The organism is Paenibacillus borealis, from assembly GCF_000758665.1.
GTDB classification, from domain to species: domain Bacteria; phylum Bacillota; class Bacilli; order Paenibacillales; family Paenibacillaceae; genus Paenibacillus_AQ; species Paenibacillus_AQ borealis.
Genome location: NZ_CP009285.1, coordinates 482,621 through 503,015 on the forward strand (window position 1 = coordinate 482,621; position 20,395 = coordinate 503,015).

Genomic DNA, 20,395 nt, shown 5'->3' on the forward strand with positions numbered 1-20,395 from the left:
CTATGCGCGTTAAGCTTCCTTGCGCGGTTTCCAGCGCACGAGCCATTTCTCCAGCAGGGCAATCAGCGCGAACAGCACCAGACTCAGCAGCACGATAATGACGATGGCCACGAACATCCGGTCCGTACGGTAGGAGGCCTTCTGCAGCAGCATATAATAGCCGATGCCTTTGTCTGCGCCGATCCACTCGGCAACCACTGCGCCCATTACGGCATAAGTCGCGGAGATTTTGAGCCCTGAGAACAGGGAGGGCAGGGACCCGGGAAGCTCCAGCTTGGCGAAGATCTGCCATTTGCTCGCACCGGCCATTTTCATATAGTTCATCATTACCCGGTCGCTTTGAGCCAGCCCGCCCATGGCGGCTACGGCAACCGGGAAGAAGCAGACGAGGGTGATTAGGACGATCTTAGGCAGCAGGCCGAAGCCGAACCAGATAATCAGCAGCGGGCCCAGGGCAATGGAGGGCACATTCTGGCTGAGGATCAGCAGCGGATAGAGCGCTCTTTTGAGCCAGGGCAGCAGATGTAGCAGCAGGGCCACAATGAGGCCGATGCCGGTGCCGACCGGGAAACCGATCAGGGTCAGCCGCAGCGTTGCGGACGTATGCGCCCAGATCCCGGAGGCGTTGCCGCGTGATTCCCGCGCGATATCAGACGGGCTCGGCAGCTGCCAGGCGGGGATATGGAACACCGATACCGCGATCTGCCATGCGCCCAGAAAAAAGATGACCGCCACGAGGGGCGGCCAGATTTGTCTCCAGGTGCTTCTCACGGCCGGTATTTCTCCGTCAGCTTGTCCATGCTGATGCCGTTCGGATTATGGGCGATCTTAATCTGGGAGATCACGCTCGGGCTGCCGGAGGCAATCAGCGCCTCATGCATCTGGCGTACAATATCAAGCAGCTCGGTGAGCTCACCTTCCATGGTAGTATCAAGCGGATTCACCTGATGTTTAACCCCCGACTTCTGAATCACCTCAATCGCAGTGTCCACGTAAGGGATCGAATCCTCATTGTTTGGAGTTTTGGGAATTACCTGAATGCTAAGCAGTGTATTAGCCATTATTATTCATTCCTCTCATGTGAGTTATTGTCAGTACTATTCTGCGTTGTATCTATTGGCCTTCCGGCAAAAATTCATTCGTAAATGTACTTGCGGCATCCAGCGGCTTATCCAGCAGCTTCAGGCCGTACATCCAGTCGGCATAATTCTGCCAGACCTCCGTTTTCTGCTCACCCCAGCGGACGGCATCGTCCTTGTATTTCGGGCTTAGCCATTTCTGGCTGGCCAGTACCAGCTCGGGATCCAGATCAGGCACTGCGTCGGACAGGACAGTGGCCGCTTCTTCCGGGTTGTCGATCGCGTATTGATATCCTTTCGACGTAGCTTTGAGGAAAGCCTTCACCACTTCAGGATGCTCGGCGATTTCCTTCTCGCTCGTAGTCAGCACTGGTGTGTAGTAATCCAGCTGCGGCGCGTAATCCTTCAGGTACAGCATATCCAGCGGCTCGCCGCGCAGCTCGGCTTCGATCCCGGTCCAGGCGTAGAAGATCCAGGCGAAGTCGATATCGCGTTTCACCGCAGTGAAGAAGTCAGCTTCGCCGATATTCACCAGCTTCACTTTGGAGACGTCTCCGCCGTCCGGGTCCATGATGGCTTTCATGGCTGCTTCTTCCGCGGGAGAGCCCCAGCCTCCGTAGGTTTTGCCTTCGAAGTCTTTTGGCGTCTTAATGTTGCGGTCCTTCGGAGCGGCAAAGCCGGAGGTATTATGCTGAATGATAGCAGCGATGGAGACGAGCGGCACATCCTGCAGGCGGGCCAGTGTGAGTGCCTCCTGTGCACTGATGCCAAACTGTGCTTCACCGGAAGTAACCATGGTGTCAGACCCGGCAGCACCCGGCTGCACAATTTCCACGTCAAGACCTTCCTCTGCGTAATACCCCAGCTCCTTGGCGGTATACAGTCCGGTGTGATTCGTGTTAGGCGTCCAGTCCAGCGCAATCTTAACCGGGGTCAGCTCTTTAGGCGCGTTGGTGGTGCCGGCTGCAGTTGCTTCAGGTGCAGCGGTGCTGTTCCCGGCGGCAGGTGTGCTGCCTCCGGCATTGCCGCCCGGGTTGCCGTTCCCGTTGCCGCAACCGGCCATCACGATCACAAGCATAGTGCTGAGCAGCAGCGGTAATACTTTTTTGACTCCCATTTCTCTTCTCTCTCCTTCCAGCAATCCCTAGTCTTCCAAAATTCAGAATAACCCATACCAAAAAGCGCCCCGGAGACCGGGACGCCAGTTACTTGCGCAAGGTGAGTTCAACTTCAGGCCCATGAAGGGACTCGGGTTGAATGAAGATTCCTACGCTGGCATTATCCAGATCAGGTATAAGGGTCAGTATCTTGTGGGATACAATCTCAGCCGGCCAATTCCAGCACCCCTGGTTCTATGAAGTTCACGGGTATTGCTATGTTCTTACGGTGTATTATAGACGCCAGCTTCCTGGTTGTCCAGCTTCCCTGTTCTAATCTTCGAGCTTTAACGGCAGAATCCAGGGGCCTTTCAGCAGGAAAAAGGGCTCCGACATTCTAAATCGCAGCGTATCCGCACCGCGCTCTGCATCCAGATGAAGAGTCTTCACGATACTCGGAGGAAGTCCGGTATTCTCCCAGCTGAATGAATCATTGGTAGCGGAGCCCGGATAGCGGATGAAGAAATGCGTCAGTGACTTTGCCGCCTCCGGATCAAATTTCACATCCACATCTACGCTGACGGCTGTCCCGTTGCTGCGTTCAATGCGGGTGAATACTACCGGGAAACCGGCGATTTCAGCCGTGATATTGAGCGGCGCACTTTCACCGATGTCTGGCAGCGGCAGAACAACCTCCCGGGAGAGCGTCTCCCGTTTGGATAGCTCAATATAGGGAATGACGACTTTATATTGCTGTGCTCCGGTTGTATCTGTTTCACGGAACCGGAACTCCGACGGGGAGGGCATGGATGAAGACGGTTCGATGGATAACTTCTCGCCAGCCGCATTCTCGACATACAGGCCATTCCCGGATACCAGCGGCTGCAGCAGATAGGATTGGACAACTGACAGGGAATCCGGGAGCGTGGGGAGCAGTTCGACGCGGACAAGCCCGTCACCCAGCCGTACCGGAAAAGCCGTAATCCGCACATCCTGCTGCACATCGCTTGCACCCAGATGCTGCAAGGCATCGGCCGTCTCCGGTGCCTGGAGTGCCAGTGGTCCTATTGTTGTGCCATTGAGATGAAGGATAATCGACTCAGCAGCTTCTGGCTCCAGCTTCAGTGGAGCGGCCGTACTGTAATTTCCGTACCATTCTCCAGAAGAGGAAGAACGCATCATCGGTGTAAAGGTATAGCGGATTCCGCCGATGTCTGCCTGGAACTCAATAACCTGGGGGATCTGTTGCCCCCGCAGCGTGATGCTTCCGCCATTTTCTTGTAAAAGTACGCCTTCGACTATCAGCTCTCCTGTGCCTACTGCAGAGGTATAAGGCTTCTCCAGAACATAAAGCGGACTGTCCGGGCTGCTCTCCAGAACAGTGCCGAAGCCGGGCAGGAAGCTGAGAGCCTGCTTCAAGCCTGCCTGTACCACGGGAGAGAACGCCAGTAAACCTGCTGTCATAAGAATCGCAGCCGCCGCAGCTCCAATTGCCGCCCGCCGCCGCGGCTTGCGGACAGGGGCAGACAGTTCAGGTGCCGGACCAGTGTGAATAAGGGCAAGGGTACGGTTTTTGATCCGCTCAAGTGAAGCAGTATCTTCTTCAGACCGGGGTACGGGGCTGGACTCAGGCTCCGCCAGCAATCCGTCCAGTGCAAGCTCAGCCTCGCTGAATTCCAAAAGATCGAGCTGATCGAATAGGCTTTTCTCACCGCTGTTCATATCCTTTAGCATGATCCGAGTTCCCCCCTTCCATCTTCGCCAGTCCGGTGAAGAGCCTGTTTCAGCATCGTCCGGCAGCGGTACAGACGGCTCTCCACAGCTTTCTTACTGAACCCGAAGGCCGCCGCCAGTTCATCCAGACTCTCGTACAGATAATATCTGCGCAGAAACAGGCTGCGGTCCGGTTCACTGAGCTGCCCGATATGGCGGAGCATTTCCGCCGCAGCCTCACGCTGCAATATTTCCTGTTCGGTGTTGCTCCCGCTCTGCATGTTAAGCGCTGTTTCGTCCACTGTCCTGCCGAGTTCCGGCTGCAATTTACGCCTCAGATCCAGCGCCTTATATTTCGCGAGGAGGAATATCCAGGTGCGGAATGAAGCGCGTGCCGGATCGTAGCGTCCGATATGGTTCCAGGCCGCCAGGAACACATCGCTGACACATTCCTCGGCATCCTCTGCACTCCCGCAGCCGGCCAGAATGCGCTTGATCAGCCGGTGCACATCCGGTCCGTAGAAGTCGATGGCATCGGCAAGGGCTTGTTTATCTTTACTTTTGAACCGTCCGGCCCAGGCCAGGCTGTCATGATCATTAAGCGTCATATAAACCTCCGGCATATCTTTTCATGAGTAAGGTATCGGTGCTAACCTCAGTTAAATCTTATTATGTATTACTACGCATGCTGTCGGGCAGATCACTCAGAAGATTTCCGCAGTAATGAAAATAACAAAAAAGCCGCCGTCACCGGCAGCTTCCTAATCCTTATCATAGAACCGCTTTCTGCGGCGGCTGCGGATTCCGCTCCACAGCTCCTTCAGCGTCAAGCCCAGACTGACTGCGATCCCGGAGAAGGTGAGGAACAGCGCCAGATACTCAAACGGAGAGTATTCCAGCATTTTGCTCCAGTCGATCTTGCCCTTCAGATCCTCAATCACCTGATTCATGCCGTAAATCCCGCTTATTACTGTAAATACAGTCAGGACCATCAGTAGCGTATCCCTGCGTTTGGACTGGAATTTATCCTGATACTGGAACAGATCATTCAGCGTCATCTTCACTTCATCGAACAGGGCGTCATTACCGTATACTTTGCGCAGCTGGAAGAAAATCTCCCGTCCCTGGGACTGCGAAATCAGCTCCAGAAAGTAGAATTTGGCCGAGAACTTGTTGATTAGGAAGATCAGATTCTCGATCTCGTCGTAATCGTGGTTGATACGCAGCCGGGAATGCAGATTGGCCAGCTTCAGCAGTACGATTTTATGAAAAATACTCAGCAGCAGGCCATAATAATACTCACCATACATCTGGTTGATCAACTGGGTGGCGATTTCAGGCTCGGCCCGGCTCAGGCAGCAGAAGGTCTGCTCATTGGTCATATAATAGGTGTCCGGCCCCCAGCGGCTATAGCAATGTTCAGAGGTATACTGCTCAATATAATCGGGATCGCTGGCACTGGTATAAGGCTTCCCCTCCATATTCAGCCCATCCAGCTGGGAGGCGCGGTAGCGCAGCTCGACACTGATCTCATCCGGTTCTTCCCCGCGGTTGAAGCCATAGAAAGCCTGCACCAGCATCCGTTCATCCACGAAAAAAGGCAGAGTCTCGAAATACGCGCCATCAATCTCCGCAGGATCGAGAAACGGCTCTAGTCCGGGAACCAGATTCTTGAACACGAAATCCTCCACTTGACCGAAAGACTTCTTATGACAATGGATAAAGGACTGCTTATCCTGGTAGGATACGTCCTCCAGTGTACGGAAACGGTCGGCGAATTCCAGCGCAGTACTGAAGGAGAAAGACTCTTCTTCAATAGCCACTCTTACGGTCAGGAAACCAAGCTCAAACGGGCAGAGGAACACATCCGTGGACAGCACGCGGAAATGAACAGATTGAAACGGCATTTCGAGCTGGCACTGCAGATTGTTCACCCGGGAAAAGCGGCGGAAGGAATCAGCATCCTTCTCACGCGGAAAGAGGACATGAGCGGCAAACGGCAGGTAGCTGCGCTCCATTTTCTCATGGGAAACGCAGTAGCCCTCCCCGTAATAAGCATGCTCAAGATCTTTGTTGTCAAGAAAAAAACGCGTGAACCCGTCCTGCTGCAGACGCCCGATCAGCTCTTTGTCCTGCCCGGATTTGATGGAGAAGGGGAAAATGAATTGCAGCAATGCAGTATGCAGTGTGGGTTCGGGTCTCGCGGAGTGCAGCTCAGCCATATAGGGGTTCCGTCCTTATTCACAGGATATTGATCTTGCTTGCTATATTACCCGATTTTCCAGGCGGCCACACTAAGCAGGAATAATACGGCGGCAAAAGCGGCCAGAAGCCCCGATGTCTGGGCAATCTGCATATGATCCATGGACCAGCCGGTCAGCAGCGGCAGCACCGCGCCGCCGATTCCGCCCGCGGCAATCATGATGCTTGGCGTGGATTCCTCCGCACCGGGCAGCAGCTTGCTTGCGAAGACGAGGGCGATCGAGAAAATGCCGGACATGAACAGGCCGAGCAGCAGAATGACGGCGAATGCGGCAATCCGGTGCTCTGCGAACGGGAAAATAACCAGCAGCAGCAAAGCGGCGAAGCAGCTGACGAGCACATAGATGCGGTAGGAGATCCGCTCGGCGACGACACCGGCGAATAGTCTGCCTGCCGACATGGCCAGCCAGAAGAAGGTAACCGTCAGCGCTGCTGAAGCTTCGCTCATGCCCAGCTTGGCGATGAAGATCGCCGGCATGAAATTGACCAGACTCATCTCGGTGCCTACATAGAGAAAGAAGAAGACGATGAACAGTCCAAGCAGCACCCATTGTTTGCCCTTATACGGCAGACGCCCGGATTTGCTGGCGGCTGGTATTGTTGCGGGTGCTGCTGCATCTGCGGAGGCAGCGGCAGCGGCAGGACGTGACGGCCGCTCATCCAGCACACTCTGGAGCGGTCCGAAGCCGCTCTTCGCCCAGAAGAGCAGGGAAACCAGGGAGAAGGCGGCCACGATCAGGAATGCCAGCCTCCAGCTGCCGGCGGCAATCAGCGGACTTGCGGCCAGCGGCATGAGCAGCGCGCCCACGCCGAACAGCACTTCCAGGCGGCTCATTGCAATAGCCGTTCCTTCGGTGACGGCAGCAATAATGATTGTGCCGATGACGGCTTCAATCATCCCGAAGCCGAAGCCTGCGGCTATCGCGATCACGTACATCCAGCCCCAGGGCGGGAGGAAGGCGTAGGCCGTTTCGGCGCAGATCAGCAGCCCGGTGGCGATCAGGATGCCGCCGCGTTTGCCGAAGCGGCGGTTCAGCAGCGGCGAGACCAGCACACCGGCGAGGAAGCCGCCGAACTGGCTGAAGATCAGCCCGCCTCCGGCACTGTAGCTGCGGTCATAATGCTGGAGCAGAACGGGCAGAATAGAGCCCAGCACCACATGGGCGAGGCCGATGACGAAATAGGAGAGACAGCCGATCCAGATTAATTTTTTCAAGGGAAGAAGCTCCTTCTGGGTGAAATTAAGAACAAAGTCCGGGATTCATTATGAACTGGACGGGTACACTATAATAAGCACAGTTTTTATAATAAATCCAAACTGCGGACGTGAATATATAAACTTATATTCACATGAATCCGAAAGGAGCTATCACGTCAATGGATAACAAAGAGCTGGAGAAGACGATCATACAGGCGCTGGATGACAACAAGTTCGGGTCCTTCGGCACGATAGAAGCCGGCAACAAGCCTAAGGTGCGTTATATGGCGGTATTTCATGACGGATTGAACATTTATCTGGCCACGAACCGCAAGACCCATAAGGTAGAGGAGCTTAAGGATAATCCGAATGCTTTTCTGCTGCTCGGTTATGAGCAGGGCGGCGGCAAGGATGTGCTGGAGATTGAAGCTACAGTAGCCGTCACCAAAGATGAAGGTTTACGTTCGAAAGTATGGAATAAATCCTTGGAGCAATGGTTCAAGGGACCGGAGGATCCGGACTATGTAATCCTTGAGCTGTCCCCGACACGAATTGAATATATGGGCAAAAATAAGGAACACGGAGTATGGCAGGGGACAGCAGCAGTATCCGGTAAGTAAGCAGCGGCACTGAAAGGAACATTTCAATGCCTATAATAGAGTAAAGTTAATGATCAGGCCTTTCATGAACCTTGGGGTTCAGGGAAGGCCTTGCCGCTGTGCGCCGCATGTCTGTAAATAATAGATGGGACATGGGAAATCATGCTATACTTGCCTCAGTATTTTGACATCCTGAAGCGGAGGCGATTGCCATGAATTGTGTTGACTGCGCTGACATAGACCCGATTGAAGATGAAGGTGAACTGAAGCTGCGCCCCTATTCCGCTCCCCTCGCCGCTGCGGTAAGGAGTGCAGGATATGAGGTGTTCGGGACAAGCAGGACCTGTATTATACCCTACCGCAGCAAAGAAGATTTGCTAGAGCTATTGGGAATGCTGGGAGTGCTCGAGGAGCAGCTGCAGCTCCCCCTGTCCTTGTGTATTAAAGGCAGAGGAGCCCGGATTTCCCTGGAGCGCTGGCTGACCCTGGATCAGCTGAAGGTGCGGTTCTCCAGCGAGAGTCTGGTTTCGATTATTATGAGCCATGACTTCTGCAGCCACATGCAGCCGATTGTCAATTTCTCCGAAGAGATTATTGGATTTGAAATGCTGCTCCGGCCGCTGCCGCAAGGAAATCATTTTCAGCCCTATGAGCTGTTTGAGATTGCCCGGCGCACAGGCTTCCATTCCTTCCTGGACCGTGCGGCAAGGATTTCAGCCATTGAGACGAGTACAAGAATGCTGCCGAAGGGCATCAAGCGGTTCATTAACTTCCTGCCTTCCTCCATTTATAATCCTAAGTATTGCCTGACGCATACCTTCGAAACTATTGAACGGCTGGGCCAGAATCCGGAGGATTATGTATTTGAAGTGGTGGAGACGGAAAAAATAAACGATATGTCGCATCTCCGCGCCATCTTTGCCGAATACCGCCAGCAGGGCATGCTGGTTGCGCTGGATGATGTCGGCGCGGGTTATTCGACTATAGAAGTGATGTCCAGCCTGAAGCCCGATTATGTCAAAATCGACCGTGATCTGATCAGCTTCTGCGATCAGAATAAGGACAAGCAGGCCGTTCTGCGGGATATTATTTCCCGGGCCGGGGATTTCGGCGCAAAGGTGCTTGCCGAGGGAATCGAGCGCCGCGAGGAGTTTCTCTTCTGCCGTGATCTCGGCATGGATCTCGGGCAGGGTTATCTCTTCGGGAAGCCGGAAGAGAAGCCGCCGGCACATTTCGGATTCAGTGCCTGAATCAGCAAGATCCATTCTCCCCGGAGCGCAGCCTTGAAGACGGACTGCTTCCGGGGATTTGTTATGTTGTCTGAAGGAGAAAGGGGCGAAGCTTTGTATGGGTGTTACAGTATTGTATGTAGAAGATGACCGTGAGATCGGCAACGCTGTATCTGCCGATCTGCGGGAACGGGAATATGCAGTCCGCTGGCTGGAGAGCGGAGAAGGCGCGCTGGAAGCGGCTGAGGGCTGCCAGCTGGCGGTGCTGGATGTGATGCTGCCGGGGCTCGACGGGTTCACCGTCGGCCAGCGGCTGAAGCGGGCGTATCCGGGGCTGCCGATCCTGATGCTCTCGGCGCGCACTTCCATTGACGATAAGCTCCAGGGGCTGGAATTCGCGGATGATTATTTAACCAAGCCGTTTCATCCTGATGAACTGGCGGCAAGGATTGAGGTCCTGTTAAGAAGAAGCGGCTCTGTGGCACCTGCTTCCTTGATTCTTAAGCATCTGGAGGTTATTCCGGGCAGCAGTGTAGTTAAGGAAGCCGCGAGCGGACGGGAAATCATGCTGACCGGCAAGCAGTTCCAGATTTTCTCCTATCTGCTGCGCCATCTTGGCCAGATTCTGACCAAAGAGCAGATTTATGAAGCTGTCTGGGGTGAAAGCTATATCGAAGGCGACAAGACGCTCATGGTCCATATCCGTTATCTGCGCGAGAAGCTGGAGCTTGATCCGGCTGCGCCGGAGATTATTGAGACGGTCAGGGGCATCGGTTACCGGGTGCGGGCATGAAAAGGAGGGGCCGTCTTCAATTTCTGCGCCGTTCGCTGCTTTTCCGTTATCTGCTCATTATTATCGCTGCGCTGCTGTTTATTCCCGTTGTTGTTCCGCTGACTATTGTCCTGTACAGTACCTTCGGCGGGCTTGCCCATGAAGATCCTCCGGAGGAATATGCATTGTATTCCAGTGTAGATAAGCTGGAAGTGATGTGGCATGAGGAAGCACGGAAGCTGCTTGGACAGCCGCCGGAGGGTATTACTGAGCGGCTCCGGGCATTGAGCGGAACCTACCATCTGGCCAGAATATTCTGGGTAGATAACGGGGGCAGGACACAGCTGATTACGGTACCCTCAGGTCCCCCGCTGCTGCAGGACGGACAAGCTGTAAGTGATGTCCCTTCCCAGTGGACCGCTGCAGAGGCGGTATCGTTCATGAAGGATAGTGCGGCGCTTAAACCGCTGGCTATTGTTGCTTTTGTGGGGGATCAGGCTGCGGCCGGAGAGGGCTTCATGGTCATGCAGATCCCGGAAGAAATCACGGGTGTGAAATACGCCCAAGGCCTGAATTCGTGGTATATGGTAGTCATGATGTTATTTTTCACAGTCTTCGTCGTCAGCTCATGGTTCTTCTTCATTATGATCCGCAGAAGGCTGCTGCGGCTGCAGACCGCCATGGTCTTTACCGGGCGTGAAGGGCTTCCGCAGCTGGTGGCTCCGGGCAAGCCTGACGAAATCGGGCGTCTTGAGGAAGCTTTCAATACTATGGTTACAGAGCTGGGGGCCAGCCGTGCCAGGGAAGCGGAAGAAGAGGGCCTGCGCAAGCGGCTGGTTGCCGATCTGTCACATGATCTGCGGACGCCGCTCACGGTGATCCGCAGCCACCTGCATGTGCTTGGCAAGGAGGAATTGTCACTGCGCGGGCAGGAATCTCTTGAGCTGATGGATCAGCGGATCGAGAGTCTGGGGGGGCTGATTGAGAATCTGCTGGCCTATAATCTGCTGAGCAGCGGGCGGGTGACGCTGAAGCTGGAGCAGAAGGATGTCCTGAGACTGCTGCGGGAGAGCGCTGCGGCCTGGTATCCGCTCTGGGAGAAGGAAGGTTACCAGATTGAGATTGATCTGGAGGCAGCGCCGCTGTACTGGAATATCGATGACAGCTGGTTCCGCAGGGTGATTGATAATCTGTTCCAGAACATTCTGCGCCATGCGCACAGCGGTCTATATGTGGGGATTGTTACAGAGATCCGCGCAGGTAAGCGTGTCATTGTAATCTCGGACCACGGCGGAGGCCTGGACGGGAGCACCGATTCCAAAGGGGCGGGCCTGGGCCTGTCCATTGTGGATCTGCTGCTGAAGCGGATGGAGCTGGAATGGAGCATGGAGAGTACCGGACAGGGCACTGAGATTGTAATCTGGAGGCGGCCGCCGGACTGATAATTTAAACAAAATTTAAACTTGCTGCTTCCGCGCTTTTAACCTTGGGACGTTATGCTGATTACCGAGGTGAAAAGAATGAAGGATACAGTAATACAAACAAAAGAGCTGCTTAAGGAATACCGCGGCCGTGCAGCCGTGAAGGAACTGAATCTAAATATCAGACAAGGGGAAATCTATGGATTCCTTGGTCCGAACGGCGCGGGCAAAACAACGACGATCCGTATGCTGCTCGGTCTGATTAAGCCGACCTCGGGCAGTATCGAAATTTTTGGCCGGGAGCTGCGCCGGAACAAGCTGCAGATTCTGCGTAAGGTGGGTTCCCTGGTGGAATCCCCCTCTTATTATGGTCATCTGAGTGCCCTGGACAACCTGGAAGCGATCCGCCGTATACTGGATGTGCCGAAGCCGCGCATTGCCGAGGTACTGGATATTGTATCGCTTACCGGGGAAGAGAGACGGCCGGTCAAAGGCTTCTCGCTGGGCATGAAGCAGCGGCTGGGCATTGCCGCAGCGCTGCTCGGCAGTCCGGAGCTGCTGATTCTGGATGAACCGACCAACGGGCTGGACCCGTCGGGCATTCAGGAAATCCGCTCACTGATTAAGCGGCTGCCGGAGGAACAGGGGATCACTGTTCTGGTATCCAGCCATCTGCTGAGCGAAATCGAGCAAATGGCCGGAACCGTCGGCATTATCCGTGAGGGACAGATGGTCTACCAGGATACGATTGCCCATCTGCAGGAGCAGGCGGCAGGGGATCTCCGCCTGGCGCTATCGGAGCCGGAAGCTGCACTGGAGCTGGCGGTGCGGCGCGGCTGCGGCGGCGGGCTGCAGGAGGGCAGGCTGATCCTGCCCCGGATGAGCAATGCCAGAGTGGCCCTCCTGATCAAGGAACTGGTGGAGAACGGCCATGCCATCTACAGGGTGGAAGAACATAGGCAATCCCTGGAGGAATTCTTCCTGCAGGTGGTTGGGGGAGGGCAATCATGACGTGGCGTGCGCTGTCGGCAGACTGGCTCAAGATCCGCGGCAAAGGCTTATGGTTCCTGGTGTTCCTGGGACCGGTCGGCCTGATTGCCATGCAGGGAGTAAATTTCGGGCTCCGCTATGATTATCTGCGGGAGCAGTACCGTGCGGATCTGTGGGGAGGCCTGCTTCGCAATGTGTCTGACTTCGTCCCGGTCGCCCTGTATCTTGGAGGGACGCTCGTCTGCTCGCTGATTGCGAATATCGAGCATCAGACGAGCTCGTGGAAGCAGCTGCTGGCATTGCCCATTTCGCGCACGGCTGTGTTCATGTCCAAGCTGCTGATCTGCCTGATGCTTCTGGTGGTGTCCTGCCTTCTGTTGTCGGCAGGCTCAGTCATTCTCGGACTGCTGCTCGGATTCGGCACCCAGCCGATCCCTTATGCTGATATCCTGCGCATAGGATTCGCTTCTTACGCAGCAGCTCTGCCTGTTATTGTTCTGCAGCTGTGGCTGTCCTTGTCCAGCCGTAATCAGACGCTTCCCGTATCAATGGGAATGACACTGTCGCTGCTTAGCCTGTTCTCGGTATACCTTTCCGAGTGGATTCCGCTCTCCTGGCCTTCCCTGGCCTGGAATGCCGGGCGTCCCTGGTTATTCAGCGGGGCGGGCCTGCTCCTCGGAGCACTGGTGCTGCTGCCGGGAGCCCTGCATTTCGCGCGAAAGGATGTGAATTGAAGATGAGACCTTTCTTACGCATTATGTCTGCGGAGCGGCTGAAGATGTCGGGGTCCTGGGTCTGGCTGCTGATTCTGATCAGTCCGCTGATCGCCTTGGCTGTCGGGGCAGTCGCAGACCGGCAGCCGGACGGGGTATTCACCTGGCAGGTATTGCTCAGTGCTATGTCAGTCATTCACGCCATGTTATTCCTCCCGGTGCTCTCGGGTATCTTCGCAGCTCTGATCTGCCGCAGCGAACACAGTGACGGCGGCTGGAAGATGCTGCTTGCCTTACCGGTTAGGCGGACTTCGGTATACCTGGCCAAATATACAATGGTTATGGCGCTCCTGGCCGCTGTGCAGCTGCTCTTTCTTGCAGCTCTGCTAGGGATGGGATTGTACCGCGGTGCAGAGGGAGGAGTGCCTTGGAGACTGCTGCTGACCAGCCTGTTCGGCGGCTGGTTCGCCTGCCTGCCGCTGGCTGCGCTGCAGCTGGCTGTATCTCAGGGCTGGAGCAGCTTCGGCGCACCGCTTGCGCTGAATGTGTGCTTCACCATTCCCAATATGCTGATCGCAAATTCAGCTGCATACGGGCCTTACTATCCATGGGTCCAGCCGCTGCTGGCCATGTCGCCTTTCGGGGAAGACAAATTCGGCGCGTTCAACCTGCCCGTGGAGAGCCTGATGATTGTAGTGTCCGGGAGCCTGATACTGTTCCTGGCAGCCGGATTGTTCTTCTTTAGGCGTAAAGCGGTTTAAGGGCCGGGCTATTGCGGAATAGCTTTTGGCTTATATAATTTGTGAGTGTGAGTGTGAGTGTGAGTGTGAGTGTGAGTGTGAGTGTGAGTGTGAGTAAGGCAGTCTTCTAATCTGGCCCATGCTCCTGATTATGCTGATATTTCTAATTATAGTTTGCTTCTGCTCTTAACTTTTATATGCAGTCTCTCCTGCTCCGCATTTCTCTCCATGGACATTGAGCGCAGTTTTTTCTATAATTAATCGTAGAAGTAACTATTAACGGCCGGTGATGCCGGATAAGCATATGGAGGAGGGCGAGAGCATGGAGCCAGCGGCACTTGAAGAATGCGACAACACATGCAATGGTTCCGAGCTGGAACCGGAATCTATGGCATTGATCCTGCCTGACCGCGGGACTACAGACAAGATGGCGGAGATGTTCAAGGCACTCGGTGACCCGACAAGAGTGCGGCTCATTTACGCTTTATCCCAACAGGAGCTATGTGTGCATGACTTATCGGCAATCCTGGATATGGGACAGTCCGCCGTTTCCCACCAGCTCCGCTATTTGCGCAACTTGCGGATTGTGAAGCGCCGCAAAGAAGGCAAGACTGTATTTTACTCGCTGAATGATGCACATGTGGAGCAGATCTTCCTGCAGACCCATGAGCACATCCGGCATGAATAGATCGCCTTGAAATGAACAAGGGAATGTCCCGGCAGCCGCAATTAGGCTTCTTGGGAACATTCCCTTTTTGTTTGGACAGCGTCTAATAGAGAAATGGCTTGTTCCAGAGTAGGCGACTGAATTAACTGCTTCGATCCATAATCCTGTACCAAATACAACATTTCGCCCATTAAAAAGGCGTTAATTGAAAATTGTTGTACAAACCGGTTAGGCCCCCTAATTCCGGAGTCCTCCTCATTAAATCTCGACTTCTCGTAGGATTACGTTTTTTTTCATAATGTCCGGTAAAATGGAGTGCGGTCTGCCAGTTGCATGACCCACTCCGAAAAAACTAGTGGGGGTTTTCGTCTCAAACTCCCGTGTAAACGGCGGTGGTTGTAAAAATCCATGTATTGGTCCACAGAGGCATAGGCCTCCTCAAAGGTCTCGTACTCGGTCTTTTGGAACAGATCACGTTCTAGCAAGCTGTGGAACGACTCAATGTAGGCGTTCATATTCGGTGTCTTTGGCGGAATACGCTCATGTTCTAGCCTCTCTTTTTCGCAAACCTCTCCAAACGCGTGGCTTAGAAACTGGGGGCCATTATCGGTACGAATGACCGGCTTGGCCTCCCCGTCTTGGAGCCGGCTTCGCAGTGCCCTTTCTAGTGTCTGAACCACCGCTGCCGCGTCGCACGAGGAACCCTGGTAGTACCCGACAATGACCCGGTCAAACACATCAATGAGACTCAGAACAAAGAAAAATCGGTCCCGTCCCATTACGTACCCATATTTAATGTCCATCTGCCAAAGCTGGTTCGGGCCGGTTACAATCCGATTCCGGGCCAGATGGCGCGGATAACGACTGTGAGCCGGACGCTGCTGGTGTAAGATCCCGAGCTCCTTACAGAGCCGGTACACCTTCTTTTTGTCCAGAATAAGCCCTCTACGGTCCCGTAGGCACTGGGTGAGAAGCTTGTATCCATAGCCATTCTCCTCGCCTTCAACGAGCTCCATGAGCCACTCTTGAATCTGCTCGTCACTAATCTTCTCTCCGGAAACGTTCAGGGAGTACCCCGGATGAGGACGACCGGGCGAAGCCGGAGTGGTGGCAATTCCCGTGTGAGTTCCCCGTTGTTTGCGGTCATAGTACGTCGAGGAGGCAATGCCCAAGATACGCAGGACCGTGGCTACGACTTGCCCCTGCTTAAGGAATCGGTCCGCGATTTCGAGCTTGTCGGATAAGCAGGGTTCTGTTTTTTTAGCAATTCACGTAAGATCTCAATTTCTAGTTCTTTCTCGCCTAACAGCTTCACCGCACTTTGATACTTGTCTTCCACTTCCTGTAGGCGTTTCATTTCAACCAGATGGTCATCGGTCGCCGGGATCTCGTTATCCGGGATCTCATCCCGGTACATGCGAATCCAGGTACGTATGGTTTCCGGATGCATTTCGTACCGCCGGGCTAACACCCCCACTTTGACACCGGAGAGTGCTTCTTTCACAATCTGAAGCTTAATTTCCTCGTAGGCTCGTTTCTTCTTCATGGGGCTCGCCTCCCTCTTTAACAGTGTAATAAATTGGGGGAGAACTCTCCAGTTCCATTAGGGGGCCTAGGAGAAACTGCAGGATTCTCCCTCTTCCAGGCGGCTTAGCGGGAATATTCTTGCATTTCATACAATAATAATCCCGCACACCCTGATATCTGTGAATCCAAGTTGCATTACATACAACAATTATGTCCTGTCCGCAAAAGCCCTTGCAAAAGCCCTCGCAAAAGCCAATTAAACAGGAAGCTTCCCGTGCTTCAAGGAAGAATTCTCAATCTGCAGTGTAGTGTGATGAATGCCGAATTTCTCTTCCACAACCTTAATAGCCTGTTGCAGCACCAGCTGGTGGTCGGTGTGATCCCCGATCAGGAGATGGCCGCTGAGAGCATCCAGTCCGGAGGTAATTGTCCAGATATGCAGGTCATGCACATCCAATACGCCTTCGATTTCCAGCAGCGCCTCCTGCACATGACGGGTATTCACCGTGAGCGGAGTACCTTCCATAAGAATATGGAAAGCCTGCTTAATGACACCCCAGGCGCTGCGCAGAATGAGAAGGGCAACCAGCACGCTGATGATGGGATCTGCTACGTACCAGGAGAACAGATTCATAATCAGGCCTGCGAGCAGGGCGCCGACAGAGCCGAGGGCATCGCCCATAATATGCAGATAGGCACTGCGGATATTGATGTTGTCTTTAGCTTCGCTTTTGCGCATCAGCGACCAGGCACTGATGAGATTGGCCAGCAGCCCGACAGCGGCGATCAGCATCATGGTTCCGCTGGCTACTGCCGGAGGCGAGAAGAAGCGCTGATATGCCTCCCACATAATAAAGCCGGCGATAACAAACAGCGTTACCCCGTTGAACAGGGCTGCCATAATCTCAAATCTGTAGAAGCCGTAGGAATTCTTCGCTGACGGCGGCTTTACGGCAATAATCATCGCGACCAGGCTCAGTGCCAGCGAGGCGGTATCGCTGAGCATATGCCCGGAATCAGACAGCAGAGCCAGGCTGCCGGTGACGAGACCGCCGAAGAATTCGAGGAACATAATGCCGCCGGTGATGATTAAGGCGATCAGCAGACCTTTCTTATTGTCCGGTGCATGGGAGTGGGAATGTGAATGCGAATGTGAATGATCCGCAGCCCCGTGTCCGCTGTGCTGATGCCCGCTGTGCCCATGCCCGCCAGCCGAGCTGACAGTTCTATCAGTGTCATGCTTGTGCTGCTCTGAATGATCTGAGTGATCTGAGTGGCTGGAATACTCTGAATGGTTATGCTCTTGCGATTCATCATGCGTTACACTACCCGGATATTTAGGATTATTCATAAATTGTGCCTCTTTTCAGTTAACATATGAATGATTGCTCATATGTTAATATTATGACGGCTGAATACAATTTACAAGGGTTTGCAGCAATTTTTTTCCCTGTCCAGAATTAAGTTGGCACAAAAATCCCCGTCGCTTCAATATACGTACAAATGCCTGTTGGACGGATTTTCACCCGGATAATGTCTGCCGGGTAGGGATATACGCGCGTGGTATTGTGGAACGCATAGCGGATAACTTTACTTGCTGCAGCTATAAGATAATCTGGAAGAGTAAACTCTTCTGCGCGGAAATAGAACATTTCAGCTATACAAACTACAGGTAGAACTTGAGCATTTACCCTCTAGCAGCTACCTGCAATTACAATTCAGGTGCAAGACGTCCGGTGCGGGTCCGGCAGCTCTCCAAAGTTCACCAGTAGTTTTCGGCACTTCTCTGTAATTCTCTGTAATTCTCGGTAGTTCTCAGTAGTTCCCGGTAGTTCCCGGTACTTCTCCAGTTTAAGTTATACAGTTATTTTAACTGTTATTTTTCTTGAAAAAGCCAAAAACTATGCGCGGAGTGCATTGACACTCTAAGTTTCAGGGGAATATAATATGTGTAAGTTAACATATGAACAAATACTCATATATAGGTTTTATCAAGGGAGATGAGTCATTTGAATACGGTACAAGGCAATGTGAAACGTAAATGGGTACTCGAGGGTCTGGACTGCGCGAATTGCGCCATGAAGATCGAGAATAAGGTCAAGAAGATCGAAGGGGTGTCTTCCTGCTCGGTCAACTTTGCGACTAAGACAATGACGCTGGAGACAGCTGCTTCTGCTGCGGAAGAAGTAGCAGAACAGGCGCAGCATACTGTCACCAAGCTTGAACCGCATGTGCAGCTGCGGGAAGTAACAGCTTCGCGGGCGGTCAAGAAGCCGCTGGCTGCGGGCAGTCCCGGCCAGGTCCGCCGTGTAGCTGTTCAGGGTCAGGAGCATAACCATACGGATGGTGAGCCGCATAGTCATGAACATGACCAGGATGACGCACACGGCCATACCCATGCGGCTGCGGAGCATACCCACAGTCATACCTCTGCCGCTGAGCACGGCCATGACCACAGCCACGGCCACAGCCATGAGCATGGGGAAGGCAATACGCGCAGAATCGTGCTGCGCCTGGCCGGCGGAGCTATCCTGGCCGCTGCCGGGATGTTCCTCCCGGTCAGCGGAATCGCGGAGCTGCTAATCTTCCTGGCTGCGTATCTTATCGTCGGCGGTGAAGTAGTCCTGTCTGCTGTGCGGAATATAATCCGCGGCCAGGTATTCGATGAGAATTTTCTAATGGCGCTGGCGACCATCGGGGCCTTTGCCATTGGAGAGTATCCGGAAGGCGTCGCGGTTATGCTCTTCTATCAGGTAGGTGAGCTGTTCCAGGGGATGGCAGTGAATCGTTCACGCCGTTCGATTACAGCGCTGATGGATATCCGGCCGGAGTTCGCTTACTTGAAGGAAGGCAGTAATCTGCGGAAGGTCTCACCGGAAGAGGTAGCAGTCGGAGACAGCATCGTGGTTAAGCCGGGCGAGAAGGTGCCGCTTGACGGCATCATTCTGGAAGGCAGCGCGATGATGGATACCTCGGCGCTGACCGGTGAATCCGTACCCCGTTCCACACAGCCGGGCAGCCAGGTGTTGAGCGGATTCATTAACCGCAACGGTGTAGTTACCATCGAGGTGACGAAGGATTTCGGCGAATCGGCAGTCTCGCAGATTCTGGAGCTGGTGCAGAATGCCACTAATAATAAAGCCAAGACGGAGAATTTCATCACGAAGTTCGCCCGTGCCTATACGCCGGTAGTAGTCATAACAGCACTGCTGCTGGCGGTGGTTCCGCCGCTGGTACTCAGCGGAGCCACGTTCTCGGACTGGATCTACCGCGCGCTCGTCTTTCTTGTTATTTCTTGTCCCTGTGCGCTTGTGGTATCGATCCCGCTAGGATTCTTCGGCGGTATCGGGGCCGCTTCGCGGAACGGGATTCTGGTCAAGGGCAGTAATTTCCTGGAAGCCTTAAATGATGTGAAGGTTGTCGTATTTGATAAGACGGGAACCTTGACCAAAGGGCAATTCAGCGTGACCGGGAATTATCCGGCGGAAGGATTCACCCAGCAGGAATTGCTGCGGATTGCCGCTTATGCCGAGAGCCATTCCAGTCATCCGATTGCCGAATCGATCCGCTCCGCTTACGGAGAGGCCATCCCTGGAGAAGCCATCACGGGCTATAATGAAATATCCGGCCACGGTATTGCTGTAACAGTCGAAGGTAAGGCAGTGCTGGCCGGGAATGCCCGGCTGATGGAACGGGAAGGAATTGCAAGCCGTACCCCGCAGCAGAGCGGCACAGTTGTTCATATTGCCGTGGATAAGCAGTATGCAGGTTATATCGTTATTGCCGATGAAGTGAAAGAGGATGCACAGCGGGCCATTCAGGAGCTGAACGCGCTGGGAATCCGCAAGACCGTCATGTTGACGGGCGATGCTTCTTCTGTTGCCGAGTCTGTCGGCAGACAGCTGGGAATTCAGGAGATTCATGCTGAACTGCTGCCCGGGGATAAGGTGGAAGCGATTGAACGTCTGGAGCGGGAGAAGGGGCCGAAGGAGAAGATCATTTTTGTCGGAGACGGGATTAATGATACTCCGGTGCTGGCCAGAGCAGATGTCGGAATCGCCATGGGCGGACTTGGCTCGGATGCGGCCATAGAAGCGGCAGATATTGTAATTATGACCGATGAACCCTCGAAGATTGCCGCCGCAATCGGCATTGCCAAGCGCACGCGGACCATCGTGTGGCAGAATATTATTTTTGCGCTGGGGGTCAAGGCCGTCTTCCTGCTGCTGGGAGCGTTCGGGATTGCTACCATGTGGGAGGCCGTATTCTCTGATGTCGGGGTGACCGTGCTTGCCGTGCTCAACAGTATGCGCGCTTTGCAGCCTCCGAAATGAGGATAGAGAGCAGATGCCCAATTTATAAACGTATTACTTTTGCCGGATTTTGAT

At 54.0% G+C, this 20,395-nt stretch carries 19 protein-coding genes and 1 riboswitch; of the genes, 9 read left to right on the top strand and 10 right to left on the bottom strand.

The features are described 5' to 3' along the window. Positions 1-9: 9 nt before the first annotated feature. The 7 genes from PBOR_RS02105 to PBOR_RS02135 form a co-directional block, all read right to left on the bottom strand. Positions 10-771 carry an ABC transporter permease gene (locus tag PBOR_RS02105; protein WP_042210210.1) on the bottom strand — a complete coding sequence of 254 codons (762 nt, stop codon included), beginning with the start codon at positions 769-771 and terminating at the stop codon, positions 10-12. Continuing rightward, positions 768-1,061: a thiamine-binding protein gene (locus PBOR_RS02110; RefSeq protein ID WP_042210211.1), complete on the bottom strand. Its 294-nt coding sequence runs from the start codon at positions 1,059-1,061 to the stop codon at positions 768-770. The genes PBOR_RS02105 and PBOR_RS02110 overlap by 4 nt, the downstream gene beginning before the upstream one ends. 52 nt (positions 1,062-1,113) lie before the next feature. Next, on the bottom strand, positions 1,114-2,196 hold the full coding sequence (locus PBOR_RS02115) for an ABC transporter substrate-binding protein (protein WP_042210212.1): 1,083 nt from the start codon (positions 2,194-2,196) through the stop codon (positions 1,114-1,116). 130 nt (positions 2,197-2,326) lie between these two features. Further along, positions 2,327-2,437: riboswitch (TPP riboswitch) on the bottom strand. A 72-nt stretch (positions 2,438-2,509) separates the two neighbouring features. Further along, entirely contained in the window at positions 2,510-3,910 is a 1,401-nt protein-coding gene (locus PBOR_RS02120; protein ID WP_042210213.1) for a hypothetical protein, read from the bottom strand. Further along, positions 3,904-4,497: a sigma-70 family RNA polymerase sigma factor gene (locus PBOR_RS02125; RefSeq protein WP_042210214.1), complete on the bottom strand. Its 594-nt coding sequence runs from the start codon at positions 4,495-4,497 to the stop codon at positions 3,904-3,906. Before PBOR_RS02125 ends, PBOR_RS02120 begins: the two co-directional genes overlap by 7 nt. A gap of 153 nt (positions 4,498-4,650) precedes the next feature. Continuing rightward, positions 4,651-6,111, bottom strand: coding sequence for a hypothetical protein (locus PBOR_RS02130; protein WP_042210215.1), 1,461 nt, complete (start codon positions 6,109-6,111; stop codon positions 4,651-4,653). A gap of 47 nt (positions 6,112-6,158) precedes the next feature. Next, complete coding sequence (locus PBOR_RS02135) at positions 6,159-7,367, bottom strand: MFS transporter (protein WP_042210216.1); 1,209 nt, start codon at positions 7,365-7,367, stop codon at positions 6,159-6,161. A gap of 161 nt (positions 7,368-7,528) precedes the next feature. Between PBOR_RS02135 and PBOR_RS02140 the strand changes: the two genes are divergently transcribed. The 8 genes from PBOR_RS02140 to PBOR_RS02175 all read left to right on the top strand — a co-directional run bounded on the left by PBOR_RS02140 (position 7,529) and on the right by PBOR_RS02175 (position 14,501). Continuing rightward, positions 7,529-7,969: a pyridoxamine 5'-phosphate oxidase family protein gene (locus PBOR_RS02140; protein WP_042210217.1), complete on the top strand. Its 441-nt coding sequence runs from the start codon at positions 7,529-7,531 to the stop codon at positions 7,967-7,969. A 191-nt stretch (positions 7,970-8,160) separates the two neighbouring features. Further along, positions 8,161-9,198: an EAL domain-containing protein gene (locus tag PBOR_RS02145; protein WP_042210218.1), complete on the top strand. Its 1,038-nt coding sequence runs from the start codon at positions 8,161-8,163 to the stop codon at positions 9,196-9,198. Positions 9,199-9,295: 97 nt separating this feature from the next. Further along, positions 9,296-9,970, top strand: coding sequence for a response regulator transcription factor (locus PBOR_RS02150; RefSeq protein ID WP_042210219.1), 675 nt, complete (start codon positions 9,296-9,298; stop codon positions 9,968-9,970). Continuing rightward, positions 9,967-11,391, top strand: a complete 1,425-nt coding sequence (locus PBOR_RS02155) for a sensor histidine kinase (RefSeq protein WP_042210220.1) — start codon at positions 9,967-9,969, stop codon at positions 11,389-11,391. Before PBOR_RS02150 ends, PBOR_RS02155 begins: the two co-directional genes overlap by 4 nt. 78 nt (positions 11,392-11,469) lie before the next feature. After that, positions 11,470-12,381, top strand: coding sequence for an ABC transporter ATP-binding protein (locus PBOR_RS02160; protein ID WP_042210221.1), 912 nt, complete (start codon positions 11,470-11,472; stop codon positions 12,379-12,381). Further along, entirely contained in the window at positions 12,378-13,094 is a 717-nt protein-coding gene (locus PBOR_RS02165; protein WP_042210222.1) for an ABC transporter permease, read from the top strand. Before PBOR_RS02160 ends, PBOR_RS02165 begins: the two co-directional genes overlap by 4 nt. Before the next feature lie 2 nt (positions 13,095-13,096). Beyond that, positions 13,097-13,834: an ABC transporter permease gene (locus PBOR_RS02170; protein ID WP_042210223.1), complete on the top strand. Its 738-nt coding sequence runs from the start codon at positions 13,097-13,099 to the stop codon at positions 13,832-13,834. Between the two features lie 301 nt (positions 13,835-14,135). Continuing rightward, positions 14,136-14,501 carry an ArsR/SmtB family transcription factor gene (locus tag PBOR_RS02175; RefSeq protein WP_042210224.1) on the top strand — a complete coding sequence of 122 codons (366 nt, stop codon included), beginning with the start codon at positions 14,136-14,138 and terminating at the stop codon, positions 14,499-14,501. Positions 14,502-14,773: 272 nt separating this feature from the next. Here PBOR_RS02175 and PBOR_RS02180 read toward each other — a convergent pair whose 3' ends face one another. From PBOR_RS02180 to PBOR_RS02190, 3 genes are all read right to left on the bottom strand, one after another. Beyond that, positions 14,774-15,652 carry an IS3 family transposase gene (locus PBOR_RS02180; RefSeq protein ID WP_081971880.1) on the bottom strand — a complete coding sequence of 293 codons (879 nt, stop codon included), beginning with the start codon at positions 15,650-15,652 and terminating at the stop codon, positions 14,774-14,776. A gap of 17 nt (positions 15,653-15,669) precedes the next feature. Further along, positions 15,670-16,026 (bottom strand): transposase, encoded by a 357-nt coding sequence (locus PBOR_RS02185; RefSeq protein WP_042210226.1) that lies wholly within the window; start codon positions 16,024-16,026, stop codon positions 15,670-15,672. Between the two features lie 237 nt (positions 16,027-16,263). After that, positions 16,264-17,358 (bottom strand): cation diffusion facilitator family transporter, encoded by a 1,095-nt coding sequence (locus tag PBOR_RS02190; protein WP_081971881.1) that lies wholly within the window; start codon positions 17,356-17,358, stop codon positions 16,264-16,266. 658 nt (positions 17,359-18,016) lie between these two features. Here PBOR_RS02190 and PBOR_RS02195 point away from each other — a divergent pair. Then, positions 18,017-20,341, top strand: coding sequence for a heavy metal translocating P-type ATPase (locus tag PBOR_RS02195; RefSeq protein WP_042210227.1), 2,325 nt, complete (start codon positions 18,017-18,019; stop codon positions 20,339-20,341). The last annotated feature ends 54 nt before the right edge of the window (positions 20,342-20,395 follow it).

Bases quoted from the DNA above. Each gene is read 5' to 3' on its own strand.
- PBOR_RS02110 (WP_042210211.1), bottom strand. From the start codon at position 1,061: ATGGCTAATACACTGCTTAGCATTCAGGTAATTCCCAAAACTCCAAAC.
- PBOR_RS02115 (WP_042210212.1), bottom strand. From the start codon at position 2,196: ATGGGAGTCAAAAAAGTATTACCGCTGCTGCTCAGCACTATGCTTGTG.
- PBOR_RS02120 (WP_042210213.1), bottom strand. From the start codon at position 3,910: ATGCTAAAGGATATGAACAGCGGTGAGAAAAGCCTATTCGATCAGCTC.
- PBOR_RS02125 (WP_042210214.1), bottom strand. From the start codon at position 4,497: ATGACGCTTAATGATCATGACAGCCTGGCCTGGGCCGGACGGTTCAAA.
- PBOR_RS02130 (WP_042210215.1), bottom strand. From the start codon at position 6,111: ATGGCTGAGCTGCACTCCGCGAGACCCGAACCCACACTGCATACTGCA.
- PBOR_RS02140 (WP_042210217.1), top strand. From the start codon at position 7,529: ATGGATAACAAAGAGCTGGAGAAGACGATCATACAGGCGCTGGATGAC.
- PBOR_RS02145 (WP_042210218.1), top strand. From the start codon at position 8,161: ATGAATTGTGTTGACTGCGCTGACATAGACCCGATTGAAGATGAAGGT.
- PBOR_RS02150 (WP_042210219.1), top strand. From the start codon at position 9,296: ATGGGTGTTACAGTATTGTATGTAGAAGATGACCGTGAGATCGGCAAC.
- PBOR_RS02155 (WP_042210220.1), top strand. From the start codon at position 9,967: ATGAAAAGGAGGGGCCGTCTTCAATTTCTGCGCCGTTCGCTGCTTTTC.
- PBOR_RS02160 (WP_042210221.1), top strand. From the start codon at position 11,470: ATGAAGGATACAGTAATACAAACAAAAGAGCTGCTTAAGGAATACCGC.
- PBOR_RS02165 (WP_042210222.1), top strand. From the start codon at position 12,378: ATGACGTGGCGTGCGCTGTCGGCAGACTGGCTCAAGATCCGCGGCAAA.
- PBOR_RS02170 (WP_042210223.1), top strand. From the start codon at position 13,097: ATGAGACCTTTCTTACGCATTATGTCTGCGGAGCGGCTGAAGATGTCG.
- PBOR_RS02175 (WP_042210224.1), top strand. From the start codon at position 14,136: ATGGAGCCAGCGGCACTTGAAGAATGCGACAACACATGCAATGGTTCC.
- PBOR_RS02185 (WP_042210226.1), bottom strand. From the start codon at position 16,026: ATGAAGAAGAAACGAGCCTACGAGGAAATTAAGCTTCAGATTGTGAAA.
- PBOR_RS02190 (WP_081971881.1), bottom strand. From the start codon at position 17,358: ATGAATAATCCTAAATATCCGGGTAGTGTAACGCATGATGAATCGCAA.